This is a genomic window from Microbacterium aquilitoris, assembly GCF_031932285.1.
In the GTDB taxonomy this organism is placed as follows: Bacteria; Actinomycetota; Actinomycetes; order Actinomycetales; family Microbacteriaceae; genus Microbacterium; species Microbacterium aquilitoris.
In genome coordinates, this window is sequence record NZ_JAUZVT010000001.1 from 85,181 (window position 1) to 104,831 (window position 19,651).

At 69.5% G+C, this 19,651-nt stretch carries 18 protein-coding genes; 8 read left to right on the plus strand and 10 right to left on the minus strand.

The features are described from left to right. Position 1: 1 nt before the first annotated feature. The 6 genes from Q9S78_RS00410 to Q9S78_RS00435 all read right to left on the minus strand — a co-directional run bounded on the left by Q9S78_RS00410 (position 2) and on the right by Q9S78_RS00435 (position 6,852). Positions 2 to 658 (minus strand): hypothetical protein, encoded by a 657-nt coding sequence (locus Q9S78_RS00410; RefSeq protein ID WP_311858072.1) that lies wholly within the window; start codon positions 656 to 658, stop codon positions 2 to 4. 2 nt (positions 659 to 660) lie between these two features. Then, positions 661 to 1,596 (minus strand): carbohydrate ABC transporter permease, encoded by a 936-nt coding sequence (locus Q9S78_RS00415; protein WP_018187507.1) that lies wholly within the window; start codon positions 1,594 to 1,596, stop codon positions 661 to 663. Beyond that, entirely contained in the window at positions 1,593 to 2,585 is a 993-nt protein-coding gene (locus Q9S78_RS00420; protein ID WP_018187508.1) for a carbohydrate ABC transporter permease, read from the minus strand. The genes Q9S78_RS00415 and Q9S78_RS00420 overlap by 4 nt, the downstream gene beginning before the upstream one ends. Positions 2,586 to 2,653: 68 nt before the next feature. Then, positions 2,654 to 3,940 carry an extracellular solute-binding protein gene (locus Q9S78_RS00425; RefSeq protein WP_116227573.1) on the minus strand — a complete coding sequence of 429 codons (1,287 nt, stop codon included), beginning with the start codon at positions 3,938 to 3,940 and terminating at the stop codon, positions 2,654 to 2,656. Positions 3,941 to 4,174: 234 nt separating this feature from the next. After that, entirely contained in the window at positions 4,175 to 5,080 is a 906-nt protein-coding gene (locus Q9S78_RS00430) for a glycoside hydrolase family protein (RefSeq protein WP_311858074.1), read from the minus strand. Then, the gene (locus Q9S78_RS00435) at positions 5,077 to 6,852 is read right to left on the minus strand and encodes an ABC transporter ATP-binding protein (RefSeq protein ID WP_018187511.1); all 1,776 of its coding nucleotides are present in this window, start codon (positions 6,850 to 6,852) and stop codon (positions 5,077 to 5,079) included. The genes Q9S78_RS00430 and Q9S78_RS00435 overlap by 4 nt, the downstream gene beginning before the upstream one ends. A 189-nt stretch (positions 6,853 to 7,041) precedes the next feature. Here Q9S78_RS00435 and Q9S78_RS00440 point away from each other — a divergent pair, with 189 nt between their 5' ends. The 3 genes from Q9S78_RS00440 (at position 7,042) to Q9S78_RS00450 (ending at position 9,895) form a co-directional block, all read left to right on the plus strand. Continuing rightward, on the plus strand, positions 7,042 to 7,488 hold the full coding sequence (locus tag Q9S78_RS00440) for a fluoride efflux transporter FluC (protein WP_311868102.1): 447 nt from the start codon (positions 7,042 to 7,044) through the stop codon (positions 7,486 to 7,488). Further along, complete coding sequence (gene crcB / locus Q9S78_RS00445; RefSeq protein WP_311868105.1) at positions 7,485 to 7,868, plus strand: fluoride efflux transporter CrcB; 384 nt, start codon at positions 7,485 to 7,487, stop codon at positions 7,866 to 7,868. Before Q9S78_RS00440 ends, crcB begins: the two co-directional genes overlap by 4 nt. Positions 7,869 to 7,936: 68 nt before the next feature. Continuing rightward, entirely contained in the window at positions 7,937 to 9,895 is a 1,959-nt protein-coding gene (locus Q9S78_RS00450) for a DUF6807 family protein (protein ID WP_311868107.1), read from the plus strand. 60 nt (positions 9,896 to 9,955) lie between these two features. Here Q9S78_RS00450 and Q9S78_RS00455 read toward each other — a convergent pair whose 3' ends face one another. Together Q9S78_RS00455 and Q9S78_RS00460 are read right to left on the minus strand one after the other, a co-directional pair. Then, positions 9,956 to 10,873: a carbohydrate ABC transporter permease gene (locus tag Q9S78_RS00455; protein WP_018187515.1), complete on the minus strand. Its 918-nt coding sequence runs from the start codon at positions 10,871 to 10,873 to the stop codon at positions 9,956 to 9,958. Further along, positions 10,863 to 11,798, minus strand: a complete 936-nt coding sequence (locus Q9S78_RS00460) for a carbohydrate ABC transporter permease (RefSeq protein ID WP_020098536.1) — start codon at positions 11,796 to 11,798, stop codon at positions 10,863 to 10,865. Before Q9S78_RS00460 ends, Q9S78_RS00455 begins: the two co-directional genes overlap by 11 nt. A 125-nt stretch (positions 11,799 to 11,923) precedes the next feature. Here Q9S78_RS00460 and Q9S78_RS00465 point away from each other — a divergent pair, with 125 nt between their 5' ends. The 4 genes from Q9S78_RS00465 to Q9S78_RS00480 all read left to right on the plus strand — a co-directional run bounded on the left by Q9S78_RS00465 (position 11,924) and on the right by Q9S78_RS00480 (position 15,599). After that, positions 11,924 to 13,066: an acetylxylan esterase gene (locus Q9S78_RS00465; RefSeq protein WP_311868109.1), complete on the plus strand. Its 1,143-nt coding sequence runs from the start codon at positions 11,924 to 11,926 to the stop codon at positions 13,064 to 13,066. A gap of 238 nt (positions 13,067 to 13,304) precedes the next feature. After that, the gene (locus tag Q9S78_RS00470) at positions 13,305 to 14,588 is read left to right on the plus strand and encodes an ABC transporter substrate-binding protein (protein ID WP_020098534.1); all 1,284 of its coding nucleotides are present in this window, start codon (positions 13,305 to 13,307) and stop codon (positions 14,586 to 14,588) included. A 69-nt stretch (positions 14,589 to 14,657) separates the two neighbouring features. Next, positions 14,658 to 15,332 carry a rhamnogalacturonan acetylesterase gene (locus tag Q9S78_RS00475; RefSeq protein ID WP_311868111.1) on the plus strand — a complete coding sequence of 225 codons (675 nt, stop codon included), beginning with the start codon at positions 14,658 to 14,660 and terminating at the stop codon, positions 15,330 to 15,332. 51 nt (positions 15,333 to 15,383) lie between these two features. Continuing rightward, positions 15,384 to 15,599 (plus strand): hypothetical protein, encoded by a 216-nt coding sequence (locus Q9S78_RS00480; protein ID WP_311868112.1) that lies wholly within the window; start codon positions 15,384 to 15,386, stop codon positions 15,597 to 15,599. A gap of 70 nt (positions 15,600 to 15,669) precedes the next feature. Here the strand turns inward: Q9S78_RS00480 and Q9S78_RS00485 are convergent, their stop codons facing one another. Both Q9S78_RS00485 and Q9S78_RS00490 read right to left on the minus strand, forming a co-directional pair. After that, positions 15,670 to 16,986, minus strand: a complete 1,317-nt coding sequence (locus Q9S78_RS00485; protein WP_311868114.1) for an HNH endonuclease signature motif containing protein — start codon at positions 16,984 to 16,986, stop codon at positions 15,670 to 15,672. A 423-nt stretch (positions 16,987 to 17,409) separates the two neighbouring features. Further along, the gene (locus Q9S78_RS00490; protein WP_311869651.1) at positions 17,410 to 18,366 is read right to left on the minus strand and encodes a M24 family metallopeptidase; all 957 of its coding nucleotides are present in this window, start codon (positions 18,364 to 18,366) and stop codon (positions 17,410 to 17,412) included. A gap of 170 nt (positions 18,367 to 18,536) precedes the next feature. Between Q9S78_RS00490 and Q9S78_RS00495 the strand changes: the two genes are divergently transcribed. Next, the gene (locus Q9S78_RS00495) at positions 18,537 to 19,529 is read left to right on the plus strand and encodes a LacI family DNA-binding transcriptional regulator (RefSeq protein ID WP_311868116.1); all 993 of its coding nucleotides are present in this window, start codon (positions 18,537 to 18,539) and stop codon (positions 19,527 to 19,529) included. The last annotated feature ends 122 nt before the right edge of the window (positions 19,530 to 19,651 follow it).

Below are 19,651 nucleotides of genomic sequence, written 5' to 3' on the forward strand. Positions count from 1 at the left end.
CTCAGCGTCGGCGCTCGGGGACCGCCACGACGGCGAGCACCGCGCAGCCGAGCGCGGCGGGCAGCAGGGGCGGCAGCATCCACGTCAGGATGACGACGAGCGCGACCGCCGCGACATAGAACGCGAGCCCGCGCAGGTCGCTGCGGACGGTCGCCGGAACGCTGCGGACGGCCGCTCGCCAGCCGGTCCGCGGATCCCACGCGCCGGCTGCGATCAGCAGCCCGACGGTGAGGACGGCGAGGCCCGTCCATCCGACGGCTTCGATGACGCCGCCACCGGGCAGGAACCCCGACCGTGCGAGGTCGATGTCGATGGCCAGCACGACGGCGATCACCGCGGCGATGAGCCCGACGACGCTGCCGCCGGCGATCCCGGCACGGACGTCGCGCCAGAACAGACCGAGCCGCGAGTCCTCCGCCGCGATGTAGCGGGCCAGGTGACGGATGCCGGCCGCCAGCGCGATCGGCAGGGTCACGACCAGCACGCCGACGAGCACGACGAGCAGACCCACGAGGAGGACCTCCCCGAAGAGCGCGAACTTCGCGGCGGCGCCGGGGAACCGGGACGGAGCCCGTTCCTCGAGGACCGGACCGCTGCCGGAACGGTCGGCGCGCACCGCGGCACGCACCGCCCGCCGATCCGTTCGCGTCGCGGCCATCGTCAGCCCTTGAGGCCCTGCGTCGCGACGCCGTCGACGAGGAAGCGCTGGAACACGAGGAAGAACAGCAGCACGGGCACGAGGGCGAGGAACGAGGCCGTGACCGTCGCGCCGAAGTCGCTCGTCGACGACTGGTCGTTGTAGAGGCGCAGCGCGATCGGGAGAGGGTAGTTCTCCGGGCTCGTCAGGTACAGCAGGGGCCCGAGGAAGTCGTTCCACGACCAGATGAAGGCGAAGATCGCGCACGTGATCAGCGCCGGCTTCACGAGCGGAAGGATGATCGCCCAGAAGATCCGGACGTGTCCGGCGCCGTCGATGCGGGCCGCCTCATCCATGTCGCGCGGCATCTGACGCATGAACTGCACGAGGAGGAAGACGAAGAACGCCTCCGTCGCGAGGAACTTCGGCAGCACGAGCGGCCAGAACGTGTCGACCAGGCCCAGATTGTTGAACAGGATGTACTGCGGGATGATCACGACGTGGAACGGCAGCAGCAGCGTGCCGATCATCGCGGCGAACAGGATGCCGAGTCCCTTGAACTGGATGCGGGCGAACGCGTAGGCGGCCAGTGCGCTCGAGAACACGGTGCCGACGACGGCCAGGACCGCGAGGATGAGCGAGTTGCCGAAGAACTGCCACAGCGGGACGCCGGCGATGCCGTCGAAGACCTTCAGATAGTTGTCGAAGGTCGGCTGCTGCGGAATGAGTCCGGGGTTCTGACCGAATTCGGAGTTCGGCTTCAGCGTCGAGATGCCCAGCCACACGAGCGGGTACAGGACGAGGGCGGTCAGCGCGATCAGGACGACCAGCCAGATGACCGTCTGCCAGGTCTTGCGCTTCACGCGGCGACGCCGCGGCGGAGCGGCGATCGTCTGCTGCGCGGCAAAGACCGGGGTGGATGCCGCGCCCGAGGTCGTGGCGACGTTGGATGTGCTCATCGGTTGTCTCCGGCGTAGTGCACCCAGGAGCGCTGGGTGCGGAAGAGGATGAAGGCGATGATCGCGACGACCACCAGCAGGACCCAGGCGATCGCAGCGGCGTAGCCCATCTGGCCGTCGCTGAAGCCTCGCTTGTAGAGGTAGATCGTGATGAAGTTCGTCATGCCGGCGGGGCCGCCCGAGCCGTTCGAGATGATGTACGCCGAGGCGAACACTTGGAACGCACCGATGAGACCCAGCAGCAGGTTGAAGAAGATGACCGGCGAGAGCATCGGAAGGGTCACCGCGCGGAAGCGGTACCAGGGCCCGGCGCCGTCCATCTCGGCCGCTTCATAGAGCTCCTTCGGCACCTGCTTGAGCCCCGCGAGGAAGATGACCATCGTCGCGCCGAACTGCCAGATCGACAGGATGATCATGGCGGGCAGGACGAGGCTCGGGTTTCCGATCCAGCCACCGAGGTCGATGCCGATGGCCGACAGGGACGAGTCGACGGGGCCCTCCGAGCCGAACATCGCGCGCCAGACGATCGCGACCGACACCGAGCCGCCGATGAGCGACGGGGCGTAGAACGCGGAGCGGAAGAAGCCGGCGCCCTTGTCGCGGTAGTTGAGCAGCATCGCGACGAGGAGGGCGGCGATCAGGGTGATCGGCGTCCCGACGAACACGTAGACGAGAGTGATCTGCGCCGACTGGATGAACTGCGGGTCGTTCGTGAACAGGCGGACGTAGTTGTCGAACCCGATCCAGCGGGGCGGCGTGAAGATGTTGTACCGCGTGAACGACAGGTACAGCGAGTACCCCATCGGGATGATCGTCAGCCCGAAGAAGCCGACCAGCCATGGGATGAGGAACCCGTAGCCGGCGAGCGTCTCCTTGCGGGCGCGCGAGCGCTGGGTGGGACGGCTGAGGTTCTCGGGCCGGCGTTTGTTCGCGAGTGCGCGACGCCGCTTCTCGCCGGTGACGATGACTCTCGTCGCGGTGGTGCTCACGGGTGGCTCCTGATGTCGGGGGGACGGTGCGGGGTCCGGATGCCGCGGCATCCGGACCCCGCGATCGGTCACGAGTTGAGGGCGACGTCCATCTCGGTGAAGAACTGCGAGACGGCCTCGTCCACGGTCATGGTCCCGAAGTTCAGTTCGACGCCGAGCTGACGGAACTTCTCCTCGAGGGTGCCATAGCCGACGATCGGAACGGGAGGTGCGTCGCCGAGACGGTCGGCGATGGACTCCTCGTACGCCTTGACCTGCTGGCTCAGCGGGTCAAGGTCGGCGGCGGCCAGAGCGGTCTCCGACGCGGGCAGACCGCGGTTGGTGCCGAAGATCTCACCCGACTCGGGCGAGTTGACGAGGAAGTTCACGAGCGTCGCCGCAGCCTCGGGGTGGTCGGTGTTCGCTGCGATCGAGTGCAGCATGGAGGGCTTCAGGTAGAGGTCCTTGGCGCCTTCCTCGGTCACCGGCGGGGCGACGAGGCCGAGCTCGGTGTAGCTCTCGCCGAGGTTGCCGAGGTAGCCGGCGCCGAAGTTGTCCCACGTGAGTTCGCTGGCGGTGATGGCCGTGTCGAACGGACCGAGCGGCAGAGCCTCTTCGACGGTCTGCTGCGGCGCTCCGATGCCGTCACGGATCGACTGGCCCTCCTCCCAGAACGCCTTCAGGCGCGCCTCGTCGAAACCGGGCTTGCCGTCCTCGGTGAAGAGGTTGCCACCCTCCGCGCGCAACTGGAGTTCGAAGTTCTGGATGCGGCCGGTGTAATCGCTGCCGCCCCAGTACTCACCGCCGCTGGCGTCGGTGATGTCCTTCATCCAGGCGGTGTAGTCGTCCCAGGAGCCGCCGGGGAACTCGTCGACACCGGCCTTCTCGAGCAGGACCGGGTTGGTGAACAGGCCCCAGGCGTTCGTGGAGGTCGCGATGCCGTACGTGGTGTCGTTGACGACACCGATGTCGAGGATGTTCTGCGGGAGCGGGTCGGTCTCGATGATGCCGCCGAGGTACGGGTCGAGGTCGAGGAGGAGCCCGTTCTCGGAGTACTGCCGCAGGTACGAGTAGTCGAACTGCATGACGTCGGGGAGGTTCTTGCCCGCTGCCTCGGTCTGCCGCTTCTCCCAGAACTCGGGGAACGCGAGGAAGCTCGTGCTCACCTTGATGTTGGGGTACTTCTCGTTGAACGCGTCGATCGCCTTGTTGTAGAGATCGGCGCGCACGTCGTTGCCCCAGAACGCGAGGTCGAGCGAGACCTTCTCGTCGGGGTCGTAGGTGCCGGCGGGCTCCGGCGAGCCGGCGCAGCCGGCAAGGGCGATGACTGACCCCGTCGCGAGTGCGACGGCGGCGAGTGCGCGTTTGCTGAACATCTTTGTCCTCTCTCGAACGTCCGTGTTGCGAGTGCTGGTGGACGTCATGGTCCGTGATTGCGACTTCCTTCGGTGCCGTGGATCGATGCCCACAGGAAAGCGCTTGCCCCGAGAGTAGCGCCAATTGAAACGTTTTTCAAGAAGATTGAAACGTTTTTACGACGCAGCTGTGACCGGTCCCAACCCACCCTATGGCCCATACTCGCATCTCGAGCGGACCGGCCAGGCCGCGAGTCAGCGCACCACGACGAGCTCGTCGCCGCGCACCTCGAGGCGCGCGCGGAGCACGGCACAGCGCCGCCCATCGGGCTCATCGGGCACGCCCGGGTGCGTGAAGAAGTAGAACCAGACGCGCTCCCCGTCGCGCACGGGCGCCCCGTGATGGCCGAACCCCGGGCTGGGCACCGTGCCGGCGCCGAGAATGACGGCATCCGCTCCACCCTGCCGCCGCCACGAGATCGCATCGTCCGAGCGGTACACGCCCATGCCGCGCCACTCGTCGACGATCATCCACCAGGATCCGCCGAGCTCGAACACCGTCGGACCCTCGTGGGACCGTCCGCCGATCGCGGTGCCCTCGGATTCCCAGGTGGTCAGGTCGTCCGATACGGCCACCTTGGTGACCGACTCGGCGGCCTCGTCTTTGTACCAGAGGCGCCAGCGCCCGTCGGGGGCGCGAGCGACACCCGCGTCGATCACGCGGTCGCTGTCGAGAGCGAGCGCGCCGATCCGATGCCACTCGGACAGATCCGCCGACCGGTACTCCACGATGTGACGCGCGTACCCCGGCCACCGGTCGGGGACCCCGTCGATCTCGGTCAGGTACATCCGCCAGATCTGCCCGTCGAACACGACCTCGGGCGCCCAGTGGGTGCGATCCGTGCGCGCGGGCGGGCCGGCGGCATCCAGCTGCAGCCCGTCGGCGGTCGGCTCGAGCGTCCCCGCGTACGACCAGCGGATGCCGTCGGTCGAGCGGGCGACGCCGATGCGGCTCCCGTGCACCCAGGCGACGCCCGGACCCGGGTCGGGATGGGTCGCGCGCCGCTGCGTGTAGAACATCCACCAGTCGCCGGGGCCGGCGATCACGACGAGCGGATCGGTCGCGCCGTCGTAGACGGGATCGCGGTAGACCTCGATCATGCGAGACCCGCCTGCGCGAGATGGAGCTGCGCGTAGCGGCCGCCGCGCTCGAGCAGTTCGTCGTGCGAGCCGCGCTCGACGATCTCGCCGCGCTCGAGGACGACGATGACGTCGGCTTGCCGGACGGTCGAGAGCCGGTGCGCGACGACGAGGGTCGTGCGCCCCGTCATGAGGCGACCGAGGGCATCTTTCACGAGCTCCTCGGACTCGGGGTCGAGGGCGCTGGTCGCCTCATCCAGCAGGAGGATCCTCGGGTCGCGGATGAGGGCGCGGGCGATCGCGAGCCGCTGCCGCTGGCCGCCCGACAGGCGCGCGCCGCGTTCGCCGACCACGGTGTCCCACCCCTGCGGCTGGTCCTGCACGAACCCCCACGCGTTCGCATCGCGCAGGGCCCGCTCGATCCGAGCGTCGTCGACGTCGCCGAGACCGTAGGCGATGTTCTCGCGGATGGTCCCCTCGAAGAGGACGGACTCCTGCGGAACGACCGACACGAATCGGCGGACGGTGCGCAGGTCGAGGTCCTGCATGTCGTCGCCATCGAGGAGGATGCGCCCTCCCGTCGGGCGGAGGAACCCGAGGATGAGGTTGAGCATCGTGGACTTGCCCGACCCCGACGACCCGACGAAGGCGACGGTCGCGCCGGCGGGGACGTGCAGGTCGATGGCATGCAGCGCATCCTCGGCGGCGCCGGCGTACCGGTGCGACGCGCGATGGAGGGTCAGGTCGCCCGTGACGGCGTCGACGGTGCGCTTGCCGGCGTTCTGCTCGAGGTCGGGGTCCTGCAGCACCTCGGCGATGGAGCGCACCGACTCGAGTCCGCGCGCTCCGACCGGGATGAGCATGAGCAGCTGCGTCAACCCTTGCGTGAGCAGCGTGAAGTACGTCGACAGCAGCACCACCTCACCGGGGGTGATGGGCAGGATGCCGGTGAGCGAGAAGGTCGCGGCGAGGACGAGGCATCCCACCCCGAGCAGCTGCATCGCGACCCACGACACGGACGCGACGTGGCCGTTGAGCATGTCGAGGTGCAGCCCGGCGCGTCGGACGCCGTCGGCCCCGGTCGCGACCCGGGTCACAGCGGTCTGCTCGAGGCCGTGCGCCCGGGTGACGGGGATGAGGGACGCCATCTCGCCGACGCGGGCCGAGAGCGTCTCGACCTCGCGGCGGAAGTGCGCGTTGCGATCGTGCGAGCGTCGCCGCATGCCGTAGCGGATGCCGATCGCGATCGGGACGGCGAGCGCGTAGACCGGCAGGAACGCGGGGACGGCGATCGCGGTCATCGTGATGGCGCCGATCATGACCATCGTCGCGGACAGGAGCGGGTGCGTGACCTGCTGCAGCATCAGCTCGACGTTCTCGACGTCGCGGACGACCTTGGTCTGCACGATCGACGAGCTGATGCGCGTGTGGTAGCCGATCGACAGGCTCTGCAGCCGCTCGGCGAGGGCGTTGCGCAGGTCAGCGCCGGTGTCGCGGACGACCGTCATGAAGCTGCGCGTGTAGAGGATGTGGTTCGGGTAGTTCTGCAGCAGGAGGACGGCGGCCAGCACGAACCACCACATGACCTGCGACACGTCGCCGCGGCCGGCGACGACGTCGATGACCGCGGCCGTGACGACCGGCAGGAACCAGAGCGGGATCTCCTTCGCCGCGAACGCGAGGACGGCGACGGTCATCCGTCCCGGCCGCCGGGCGAGCAGACGCAGCACCGACCGCGCGGGGCGGTCGCCGTCGATGAGACCTTCCAGATGGGAAAGCGTTTTCCGCGTCATGGTCCCATCGTAGGCGCGACCGATGCCGGGCCGGAAGCCCCCGCGACCAGTACACGCGCGTTCCGGGGACGCGGGATGCCGCCGAGCCCCGGCATCCGCGACACGTCGGGTCCCCGCAAGCCCAGCCGGGGCGCCCGAACCCGCGGGTCTATCGTGGAACCGCCCGCCTTCCCTCGACACCGGGACCCGATGACCACGCCAGCACCCGAGCACGAGCAACGCCCCGTGCATCTCGCGGGGCGGTCGATCCTGCTCGTGCTCGCCGGCGGGACGGCGGGAACGGCGGCCCGCGAAGCGCTCTCTCTCGCGATCCCGGCGGTGGGCGGCATCCCGGTGGCGATCTTCGCCATCAACATCGTCGGTGCCCTCTTCCTCGGTGCGCTGCTCGAGGGCCTCTCCCGCCGAGGACCCGACGTCGGCCGGCGTCGGTCGTTGCGGTTGCTGCTCGGCACCGGCTTCGCGGGGGGATTCACGACGTACAGCGCCCTCGCCGTCGACACCGGGCTGCTGTTGGCGGACGACCACGCCGCGGCCGGCATCGGATACGCCCTCGCCACCGTCGCGGTCGGGGCGCTGGCGACGGTGGCGGGCATCGCCCTCGCTGCCGCACGCCGCCGGAAGCAGGCTGCCCGATGACGCCCCTTCTCTTCGTGGCGCTCTCGCTCGCGGGAGGCGTGGGTGCGGCGCTCCGCCTCATCGTCGACGGTGCCATCAAAGCGCGTGTGAGGGGCGCGTTCCCGCTCGGCACGCTCCTCATCAACGTGTCGGGCTCGTTCATCCTGGGGTTCGTCACGCAGCTCGCCCTCGGCGGCAGCCTCGACGACGCGTGGCGACTCGTGATCGGCACGGGCCTGTGCGGCGGGTTCACGACGTTCAGCACCGCGAGCTTTGAGACGGTCCGGCTCGTGCAGCAGCGCCGATACGCTCTGGCATCGGTGAACGCCGTCGGGATGCTGGTGGCCGCCGTCGCGGCAGGACTTCTCGGCATCGTGCTGGGGCGCCTGATCGGCGGATGACGAGAAGAGGATGCCGCATGGGGAAAGCGCTTGCTGGCATACTCGAAGGAGCCGACGAAGGAGTCCCCGTGACCGTCCCCCGACGAACCCGCATCGTCCTCGCCGGAGCCCAGGGCTTCGGAACCGTCCACCTCGAGAACCTGCGCCGCCTCGGCGATCGCGTCGAGCTGGTGGCCGTCGCCGATCCCACCCCCGTGCCGCCCGAGAACCTGCCGGCGGGCACGCAGGCGTTCGCCTCACTCGCCGATGCGCTCGACGCCGTCGACGACATCCACGTCGTCATCGTCGCGACGCCCCTGCACACCCACGCGGCCCTCGCCGGCCTCGTCGTCTCGCGCGGCATCGACCTCTACCTCGAGAAGCCGCCCGTGCTGTCGTCCGCCGACTTCGCCGTGCTGGCGGATGCCGCGGCGGCCTCGGGCGCGCGCGTCCAGGTAGGGTTCCAGAGCCTCGGATCGCTCGCCATCCCCGCCCTCATCGCCGACGAGTTCGGGCTCGGACCGATCCAGGCGATCGGCGCCGTCGGGCTCTGGTGCCGCGACCGGGCGTACTGGTCGCGCAGCCGGTGGGCCGGGCACCGTGTGCTCGACGGGTTCCCCGTCCTCGACGGCGTCGTCGCGAACCCTCTCGCCCACGCGACCGCGACCGCCCTCGCCGTCGCCCAGTCGACCGCCGCCACGGACGTGACGCAGATCACCGCAGACCTCTACCGCGCCAACGCGATCGAGGGGGACGACACCAGCGTCATCCGCCTGTCGACCGGCCGCGGCATCCGCGTCACCTCCGCGCTGACCCTCTGCGCCGTGCAGGACGAGGACCCGTACGTCCTCATCCGCGGCACCCGCGGATCGGCCACCTTCTTCTACACGGAGGACGTCGTCGAGACCGACGGCCGCCGCGTCGAGTTCGGCCGCGTGGACCTCGTCGAGAACCTGCTCGACCACCGCGACCACGGCACACCGATGCTCGCTCCGCTGCACGAGACGGGAGCCTTCGTCCGTGTGATGGATGCCGTCGCCGACACCGAGCCGGTCGCGATCGACGCCGCGTTCGTGACGTGGAACGAGGAGGGCCGCTCGCCGCGCGTCGTCATCACGGGCGTGCAGGACGCCGTGGAGCGCGCGGTCGACGCCGAGGCGACCTTCGCGGAGCTGCACCTGCCGTGGGCCGCGAAGACCGAGGCCGCCGTCCTGGCCGACCTCGCCGCACCGGGCGAGCCGCAGCATCCGATCGCCGTCCTCGTCGACGGCGCCGATGTGACCCGATCGTCGAGCCCGCGTCCCTACCTCCATCCGGTGAGCACGCCGGGCGGCGTCGTCGTGTCAGACACGCACCCCGCCGACCACGACTGGCACCTCGGCATCAGCGTCTCGCTGCAAGACGTCTCGGGAGTCAACTTCTGGGGCGGCCGCACCTACACCCCCGGACGCGACTACGTCTGGCGCGACGACCACGGACGCATCGTCGCGACGCGCGTCGAGGGGGCGGCATCCGCCCTCGAAGCCGAGTTCGCGTGGATCGGCCGCGATGGCGCGCAGATGCTCACCGAGCAGCGTCGGATGACGGTCGCCGAGGCCGGGCCCGGCGCGGCCACCATCGACCTGACGTTCACGCTCGCCACGCGCGCCGGCACGCTGCACCTCGGCGGCCCGGGCAGCAACGGCCGGGTCGGCGGCGGCTACGGCGGACTCGCGTGGCGGCTGCCCGCGGCGACCGACGTCGACGTGCGGACCGCCTCGGCGCACGGCGAGGATGCGGTGCACGGCACCGTCGCCCCCTGGCTCGCGTGGTCAGCGGAGTTCCCCACCGGCACGGCGACCGTCGCGATGGCGCCGCTCGACGAGGACTCGGCGGCCGACCCCTGGTTCGTCCGGGTCGCGGGCTACCCGGGCATCGGCGCCGCCCTCGCCTGGGACCGTGCCGTGGAGCTGGCCCCCGGCATCCCCGTCACCCGCTCGTACCGCCTGCTCGTCGCCGACGGTCGCCTGTCGGATGCCGAGGTCGTCGCCGCCCTCCGCCTCGGCTGACGCTCCCCCACGCACGACGAAGGCGGCGACCTCCAGGGGTCGCCGCCTTCGCGTTCGGGCTTACTTGATGCCGGTGGTGGCGATGCCTCGGATGAGGAAGCGCTGACCGAACAGGAACGCCAGGAACACCGGGACGAGCGAGACGACCGACATCGCGAACATGCCGCCGAAGTTCGACGCCCCCTGGGCCGACATGAACTGGCGGAGCGCCAGCGGCACGGTGAACAGGTCGGGGTTGTTCAGATAGATGAGGGCGCCGAAGAAGTCGTTCCACACCCAGACGAAGGTGAAGATCGCCGTCGTCGCGAGGGCCGGGGTCATCATCGGCAGCAGGATCTGCAGGAAGATGCGCGCATGTCCGGCGCCGTCGATCCGGGCGGCCTCGTCGAGGTCGCGAGGGATGCCGCGGATGAACTGCACCATCAGGAAGATGAAGAACGCGTCGGTCGCGAGCGCCTTCGGCAGGATGAGCGGCCAGAACGTGTTCACCATGCCGAGCTGGCTGAACATGATGTACTGCGGCACGATCACGATGTGCACGGGGAGCATGATCGTGACGAGCATGATCGCGAACATCGTGCGCTTGAAGTGGAAGTTCAGCCGGGCGAACGCGTACGCCGCCATGGAGCACGAGATCAGGTTGCCGACGATGGAGCCGGCGACCACGACGATCGAGTTCCACAGGTACGTGCCGAACGAGGGCGAGAGGGCGTTCCATCCCTCGGTGTAGTTCGACACCTCGAACGACAGCGGCCAGAGGCCCGGCAGGCGGAAGATCTCGTCGTTGGGTCGCAGCGAGCTGACGACCATCCACAGGAGCGGATAGAGCATCAGCGCGGACGTCGCGATGAGGAAGACGTGACGGGCGACGACGCTCACCTTCGAGCGTCCGCCGAGACCCGCGCTCTGCCGCCGTCGGATGCGCTGACGCTCCTGGGCGAAGCGACGGTCGCGGGTCGTGATCAGTTCAGTCGTCATAGAACACCCACAGCTTGGAGAGAGCGAAGTTCACGGCAGTGAAGCCCGCGATGATGGCGACCAGCAGCCAGGCCATGGCCGAGGCGTAGCCCATGTCGAACGCCGTGAACCCCTTCTGGTAGAGGTACAGCGTGTAGAAGAGGGTCGAGTCCGACGGTCCGCCGGATCCACCCGAGATGATGAAGGCCTGCGTGAAGGCCTGGAACGCGCCGATCATCGACAGCACGAGGTTGAAGAAGACGATCGGGCTCAGCAGCGGCAGCGTGATCGAGAAGAACTGGCGCGCGGGTCCGGCCCCGTCGACGGATGCGGCCTCGTAGTACATGACCGGGATCTGCCGGAGGCCCGCGAGGAAGATGACCATCGGGGCGCCGAAGCCCCACACGCTCAGCAGGATGATGGTCGACAGCGCGGTGTCGGGGTTCGAGATCCAGCCCGGTCCCTCGATGCCGAAGACGGCGAGGAACTGGTTGACGATGCCGTCGACGCCGAAGATCTGCTTCCACAGGATCGCGACGGCGACCGAGGAGCCGAGCAGCGACGGCAGGTAGAACATCGACCGGTAGAACGCGAGTCCGCGCAGTCCCTTGTCGAGCAGCAGCGCGACGCCGAGGGCAGCGGCCATGGCGAGCGGGACGCCGACGAGCACGTAGACGAAGGTCACACCGAGGGATGCCCCGAGTCGAGGATCCTGCGACATGCGCACGTAGTTGTCGAGCCCGATCCACTCGGGGGCGTTGAACAGGTCGTACTTCGTGAACGACAGGTACAGCGACGCCATGATGGGCAGCACCGTGACGAGGATCAGCCCGAGGAGCCACGGGGCCAGGAAGACCAGGGCGGCCTTCGTGTCCTTGGGTCGCTCGCGCGCGCCTCGTTTGCCGCGCGGGCGGCGTATCTGGGACAGCTCGCTGATCGCGCTCATCCGGGTCCTCCTCGACACTTTCGACGGTCTCCTGCGACCGCCGACGACACGCTCAGAAAGCGCTTTCTGTGACGATACACTATCGAGCGGAGCGCACAAGCGGTCCCCGAAGACGAGGAGCCGCCATGGCCGATTCCGCCCGTGTCGACGAGCAGATGCCGGACCTCGGCCCGATCGCCGGGTACCCCGACTGGCCGGCCTTCCTGGAACGCGAGCAGGTGCCGACGAGCGGATCCGGGACGCGCCGCATCCTCGCCTCGATCCTCGCCTCGATCCTCGGCGTCCGCCGCGCCGTCGCCGGCGACGTCCGCGTCGAGCGCGAGTGGCGGTCAGGCGGCGTGCACGGCCGCGAGCTCTCCTGGCAGCTGCCCTACGGCCCCCGCACCCGCGCCTGGGTGCTGCGTCCCGACGACGATCGTCGCGGCCTCCCCGGACTGCTCGGCCTGCACTGCCACGGTGGCGTCCGTTCGGTCGGCGCGGAGCAGCTGCTCGAAACGGACCAGGCGCCCCACCCGTCGGCATCCCGTCTGCGCGAGAACGTCTACGGCGGGCTCGCTCCCGCGAACGACCTGGCGCGCGACGGCTTCGTCGTCCTCGCCCACGACACGTTCTCGTGGGGCAGCAGGGCGTTCGACCTCTCGCACCCGACACCCCGTCTCGCGGGACTGATCGCAGGTCGCGAGGCGCTCTGGCGCGAGGAGGGCGTGACCCCGACCGAGGCCGAGCGGTTCGATGCCGTCGCGTCGTTGCACGAGGATTCCCTCGCGAAGGCCGCGGGCATGCTCGGCACGTCGCTCGCGGGCGCCGTGATGACCGAGGACGTCGCCGCCCTCGACGTGCTCGCCGGACTCGACGAGGTGGATGCCGAGAGGCTCGGCACGTTCGGGCTGTCGGGCGGCGGCGGGCGCGCCGTGATGCTGCGCGCCCTCGACGACCGGGTGCGGGCGACCGTCGTGACGTGCATGATGGCGACCTTCGCTTCGCTCGTCCCGCGCGAGATCGACACGCACTCGTGGCTGCTGAACAGCCCCGGCATCCGGGCGGCGGGAGACCTCCCCGAAATCGCGGCATCCGCGTCTCCGCGCGAGCTCCTCGTGCAGTACGGGGCGCAGGATCCGCTGTTCCCGATCGAGGGGATGCGCGACGCGGACCGAGCCCTGGCGGGGACGCCGGGCTACCGCGGGACGTTCTTCGACGACGGTCACGTCTCGAGTCCCGCGATGCAGGACGAGGCACGCGCATTCTTCGCCGCGACACTGACGGCGTGACCCAAGCGAGACACACCGATCGTTGACAACATCGCGACCCCGGCGCTACCGTCCGTCAGTAAGCGTTTTCTCACAGCTGAGAAAACGTTTGATCCGCGAAGGAGCGGCATGACCCCGATCACCTCCGGCCCGACCCGACACGAACGCACGGCCGCCGGTGGATCGGACCTCCGCTCCGCTCGGATCACCCCTGTCCTGCTGCGCGCCCTCCGCCGCCGCACCGTCTGAGAGGAACCCCATGAAGAACCGACGCCTCCTCGCCTTCGCCGCTGCCGGCGTGGCGCTGGCCGTCACGCTGACCGGTTGCGGCGGTGGATCCGGAGCCGGAAACGGCGACGAGCAGATCACCCTCCGCTTCGCCTGGTGGGGCAGCGATGAGCTGAACGCCATCAAGGCCGAGCAGATCAAGCTGTTCGAGAAGGCGAACCCGAACATCAAGGTCGAGGGCGAGCCGAGCGAGTACAACGGGTACTACGACAAGCTCGCGACCCAGGTCGCCGGCGGTGGCGCACCCGACGCGCTGCAGATCACGTACGACGCGCTGCCGCTGTACAAGAGCAAGAACGCGATCGCCGACATCACGGGTGACATCGACCAGTCGAAGTTCCAGGCGGGCTCGCTCGACGCCGGCATCATCGACGGCAAGCTCTACGCCCTGCCGACGGGTGTCGGCTCGCGCGGCATCATCGTCAACCCGGCCGTCTTCGAGAAGGCGGGCGTCGCGATCCCCGACGACACGACCTGGACGTGGGACGACTACATCTCGATCGCCAAGGAGATCTCCGACAAGGCAGGCAAGGGCACGTACGGCTCGTCGGCCATCTCGAACGACCAGTCGCTCATGGCGTTCGCCCGCCAGAACGGCGAGGACCTCTATACGGCGGACGGCAAGTTCGGCGTCAGCGAGGCCACGGCCGAGAAGTTCTTCGAGTTCTCGAAGGACCTGCAGGACTCCGGCGGGTCGCCCGATGCCTCGACCGCGGCCGAGGACGCGTCGGCGTCGCTCGAGCAGAGCCTCATGGGTCAGGGCAAGGTCGGCATGACGTTCGCGCCGCTGAACTTCATCAGCATCTACGCGGGCGCAGCCGGTCAGGAGCTGAAGATCCTCAACGTCCCCGGTGACAGCGCCGACAAGGTGGGTCTGGTCATCCAGCCGACCGTGCAGTACGCGGTCTACTCGAAGTCGAAGCACCCGAAGGAGGCTGCGAAGCTGATCGACTTCCTGCTGAACAGCGAGCAGGCCGGTCCGCTCAACAAGCTGACCCTCGGCATCCCCGCCGACCCGACCGTGCTCGAGGCCATCACGCCCGATCTGACCGACTCCGAGAAGGAGCAGGTGGCCTTCATCGACCGCCTGTCGAAGGCCGGTGGCACGCCGCAGAACCCGATCGCGCTGCCGACCTCGCAGCTCGGGCCGATCATCACGAAGCTGCTCGACGACGTCACCTTCGACAAGACGACTCCCGCGGATGCCGCGAAGGAGCTCATCTCGCAGGTGGAGACGGCACTCGCCGCGAGCTGACAGACGGATGCGGCGGTCGGGATCACCCGGCCGCCGCATCGCCATGTGCGGGATGAAAGAGGGATGCCGATGACCTACCACCTGGCAGGAGACTCGACCGTCGCGCCGATGAAGGCGGGTGAGGAGCCCATGGCCGGCTGGGGCGAATGCCTCGACGAGTTCGTCTCGGAGGAGGTGCGCAATCACGCGTTCGGTGGGGCGACGACAGAGTCGTTCCTCGCGAGCGGGGCGTGGGATGCGCTGCTGACCGATGTCGTCCCTGGCGACACCGTCGTCATCCAATTCGGGCACAACGACCAGAAGCAGCCGGAGTCGCTCGCCTCGCGCGGCGGCTACACCGATCGGCTGCATCGGATGGTCTCCGAGGTCCGCGCTCGCGGGGCCCGACCGGTGCTCTGCACGTCGTGCGAGCGGCGCTGGTTCGACGGGGATCGCGTGACGCCGACGCACGGCGACTATCCGAACGCGGTCCGCGACCTCGCTGCCGCCGACGGCGTCGACCTCATCGACCTCACGGCGTTCACGACCTGGCTCTACGAGGACCTCGGGGACGAGGCATCCGCTCGTCTGCTCTCGCACTACGCGCCGGGCGAGACCGCCGCCTGGCCGGACGGTCTGATCGACGACACGCACTTCCGCGTCGAGGGGGCACGACGCATCGCACGGTTCGTAGCGCAATGCCTGCGTGCGATCGAGCGACGCGACGGGGATCAACCCGCGAAGGGGTCGACCTTCACGGCGTGACCAGCATGGCCCTATGGTGACAGCATCATCCACATCCCGGAGGAAACCCTGATGCGCACCATCGTCGGCACCGCCCTGATCCTCGTGGGCCTCGCGCTCGTCGTACTCGCGCAGGTGAACCTCTCCGCGCAGATGGACCGCGTAGACCGAGAGGGCACCGCGGGCAACCTCTTCGCGCTCGACGTCTTCTGGCTCGGCCTCGCCGGCGTCGTCGCTGTCGTCTTCGGCGTCGCAGCGCTCATGGCGCGCCGGCGCGCAGCCGCGTGACGGGGCGGAGCTGAAGCACTGACGCGCGGGCGCGGAGCTGACGCGCCGACCTGACCGCCGGAGGCCCGGATCAGAAGGGCGCCGGGTCTCCGGGGTTTGCGGTGGCAGAGGTGAAGGCGACGGCCGGAGTGGGTGCGTCTTCTCTGTAGGTCCTGCCGAGGGGTGAGGTCCATTCGAGGACACCACCCTGGAGTTGTCGGACTTTCCAGGCCGTGAACTGCTTCATCGAATGGTGTCTCTGGCACAAGTGGGCCAGGTTCGAGAGTTCTGTCTTGCCGCCGAGCGCGTGATCATGCGTGTGGTCTACTTCGCAGCGGATGGCGGCGACCCGGCATCCGGGGAACCGGCAGTGCTGATCCCGAGCTTGCAGGAACCTGCGCATCCTCGACGGGACACGGTACGAGTCCGTCGCGACGGTGACCCCGGTGACGGGGTCGTGCAGCAGACGCTCCCAGACTCCGGTTTCACCGGCGAGCGTGCGAGCGGTGACCGGGTCGATCGGTGAGCGCCCCGAGAGATCGCAGGGCCCGTCATCTGCACCGGTGAGTGTCGCGGCGGGGATCAGCACTTGCACGCGTGCGCGGATCGCGCCCAGCGGCCCAGCCGCGGTGTCCCGGGTGTCGTCCAACGACGGGATGCCCGCGAGGAGCAGGTCTGAGAACACGTCAGCCCGGACCTGGTCCGTCGAGCGGCCATCGGTCGCGATCACATCGGAGGTCGCCGCACGCTCGCCTCGCGTGTCGATGATCGCGCGCGCCTGTTGGGTGAGTCGATCGTGGATCCCCTCGGCGATCACGGTGGGGAGGGTCGCGATCAGGTCGCTCATCCCATCCCGGCCGGCGACCAACCGGACGCAACGTCCCGCGGCCGCCTCTTCGTGCCTCTCCGCGAAGGATCGCGGGTGCATCCGGTGCGCGAGGATCTCCAACTCACCCCGCACCCGGTTCGGGGTGTCTCGTTCGCACCGTTCGATCGCGACCTTCTCGAACTCCGCCCACAACTCGGCGGGCAGGTTCACCCCGGCATCCACGATCGCCGAGACGTGTCCGCGGACGATCCGCCCCGCTTCCCACGCGGCGACCGCGGCCGGGAATCCCTCGATGGTCACCCGTGCTTCACGGATCCGGCGTTGCACCGTCCGGTCGGTCATCCGCATTGCCCCGGCGACTTCTGCAGCGATCGACCTCAGTGCCATGTCGTGCAGGAGGACGTTCGCGTCCGCGTGAGCGCTCTGCGCCTCCGCCAACCGTCCCGCCGCGGCGAGCACGCGAAGCTGCGCGATCTGCCCCGCAGCGATCTGCCGACCCACCGTCTCGACGTCCGCGACGATCCCCGCGATGGCAGCGATATATGCCTCGCCACCGGGGGTTTCCATCGCTTCCGTCATACCTGCACTCTGCCACCAACCTCCGACATCGTCCCCGGCAGAATCAGCCGAAAACGACCCCTATCCACATCCCGAGAATGAGAGTTCATTCATCTCGAGCGGGCCCTCACGTCAGCGCGTGGCGCGGGGCTTCTTGATCGGGACCGCGATGCGTTGGACCCGCTCCGCTCCGTCGGGTGCGTCATGGAAATCACGAGCGACATGCACGGTCGCGTGGGGTGCGCCCGCCAGCACGGCCGGGACGCCTCGCAGCGGCAGGTTCTCCGCCACGTGCAGCTCGCGCAGCGCAGCCGAGCCGCCGAAGGCGGAGATATCGATGGACCCCTGCGCCGTGTCGAGGGTGGAGACCCGTCCACGATGCGGGCGCCCGTGCGGGAATGCAGGATCAACGCCATAGACGTCTCCGAATCCGAGCGCGCCGCGTCAGTCGAACGCCCGCGCCACCGGCCGGCGCACCCCGCCGAACTCCACGGTCGGCCACGCGGGGTCGACCGTCAGCACCTCGATACCCGACTCCGTCACGAGCACGGTGTCCTCGACCTTCGCGCCCGGGGCGCTGGGGTTCCACGCAAACGCGTGCGGTGACGCGACGACATCCGTCGTCAGCGTCGTCGCGCGGGGGTCGCGCCCGGCGTACCCGGTCGGTCCGCCCTGGTGGTGCTTCGTCCACTCGTCCGCGTCGAACCCGGATGCCGCGTACCCGACGGTCCCGGCCGCGAAGACGTCGTTCAGCCGGGCGCCCGGACGTGTGGCGGCGAAGAACGCCGCCTCGACCTCGAGGATGCGGTCATCGTCGACCCCTGCCTCGCCGACCCACCGGGTCGCGTTGGCGATCAGGCCGTGCCGCCGCCCGCAGACGACGAGCATCGCCCGACGCCCGAGCGCCCCGTCGGCGGGGAGCGGATGCCGGTGGGGCAGCCGCTCCTCGCCCGCGACCAGGATCACGAGCGGATCGATACCCCGCGCCACGAGCCCCTCGGCGAGCGCAGCCGCGGCCGACCGCTCCGTCGATGACGCCCGCAGACCGCGGGCGACCGCCGTCAGCACCTCCGCGGTCTCGCGCCCGAGCGCGCGGTACCGATCGGCCTCGGCGGGCAGCAGCGATGCGCGCGCGGCGCGCAGCGCGGCTGTGACATCGACCTCGGCGAGACCGGCACCTGCGGCCTCGAGCACGGGCTGGTGCCACGGCACACGGACGACGCGGTCGGCATCCTCGGGCAGCAGCTCCTCGGCGATCAGCCTCTCGGCTTCGTTCGCACTGACGAACAGGGTGTCGCCGTCGTCGTCGATGCGCACGGCGAGGACGGGCGGGCCGGCGAGGGAGACATGCGTGCGGACGCCCTCGAGGTACCAGGCGAGCGCTTCGTGCGACGAGAGCACGAGTGGGCGACCACCGGCATCCCGCCGCACACCGGCCACCCGCTCGCGTTTCGCGGCTCGGTCAGCAGCAGATCCGGACATCGTCGTCTCCCGTCATAAAACGTTTCCTCGCATAGTATGGCCACACTGGTGCGCGCACGGCGCACGCCGGAAGGCGCGAAGGGGAGCCGATGGCAGGGCAGAAGCAGACCACGATCACCGACGTTGCCAAGCACGCCGGCGTCTCGCTGGCCACCGTCTCCCGCGTGATGAACGGCAACGCGACCGTCGATCCGGCTCTCGCCGAACGGGTCCGCACGTCGGCCGCCGAGCTCGGCTACTCCGCCAACCCGCTCGCCCGCAGCCTCGTCCTCGGCAAGACCCAGACGATCTCGGTCGTCGTGCCCGACCTCTCGAACCCGACGTTCCAGGGCATGCTCCGCGGCCTCAGTCGCGCCGCCGTCGCAGACGGCTACCACGTGCTCGTCGCCGACTCCGATGAGCACGAAGACCAGGAGCGCCTGCTCGCCCTCGAGTCCCGCCGCCGCTCCGACGGTCTCGTGCTCTGCGCTCCCCGCATGTCGGATGCCGCCCTCGCCGAGGTCCTCGCCGAGGTGGCGCCCGTCGTGCTCGTGAACCGCGCCGGCGACGCCCCCAGCGTCGCGGCCGACTACCGCACCCCGCTCCGCGAGGTCATCGATCACCTCTACGGTCTCGGGCACCGCCGCATCGCCTACCTCGCCGGCGCCAAGCGGAGCGCCTCGAACGCGCAGCGACTCGCCGCACTCGATGACGCCCGCGCGACCCTCGACGGGTGCGAGATCTTCGAGATCCCGGCGGGTGTCGACTTCGCGGCCGGCGCCGACTCGCTCGACGCCGTCCTCGACTCGGGCGCGACCGCCGTCCTCGCCTTCAACGACCTGTCCGCCATGGGCCTCCTCAGCGCCGCCACCGAGCGCGGTCTGACCGTGCCTGGAGATCTGTCGATCGCGGGCTTCGACGACATCCCCTTCGCGCGCTACACCTCCCCCGGGCTGACGACCGCCGCCGTCCCGACGGCGGAGCTCGGCGCCCTCGCCTGGCGAGCACTCCGCGCCCTGCTGCAGGGCGAGACGCCCGACGCCACGCACACCGTCGTCCCCGAGGTCATCCTCCGCGGAACGACCGCCGCGCCCACGCGCTGAATCGCGCGACTGAAACGATCCACTGCCGCTCGAGAACATTCCTCGCGGAGCCGGTGGCATCCGTGCTACCGTCTGAGAAAACGTTTCCTGAGCCTGTTTCCCGGCTCGGAGGAGTCCGGCAC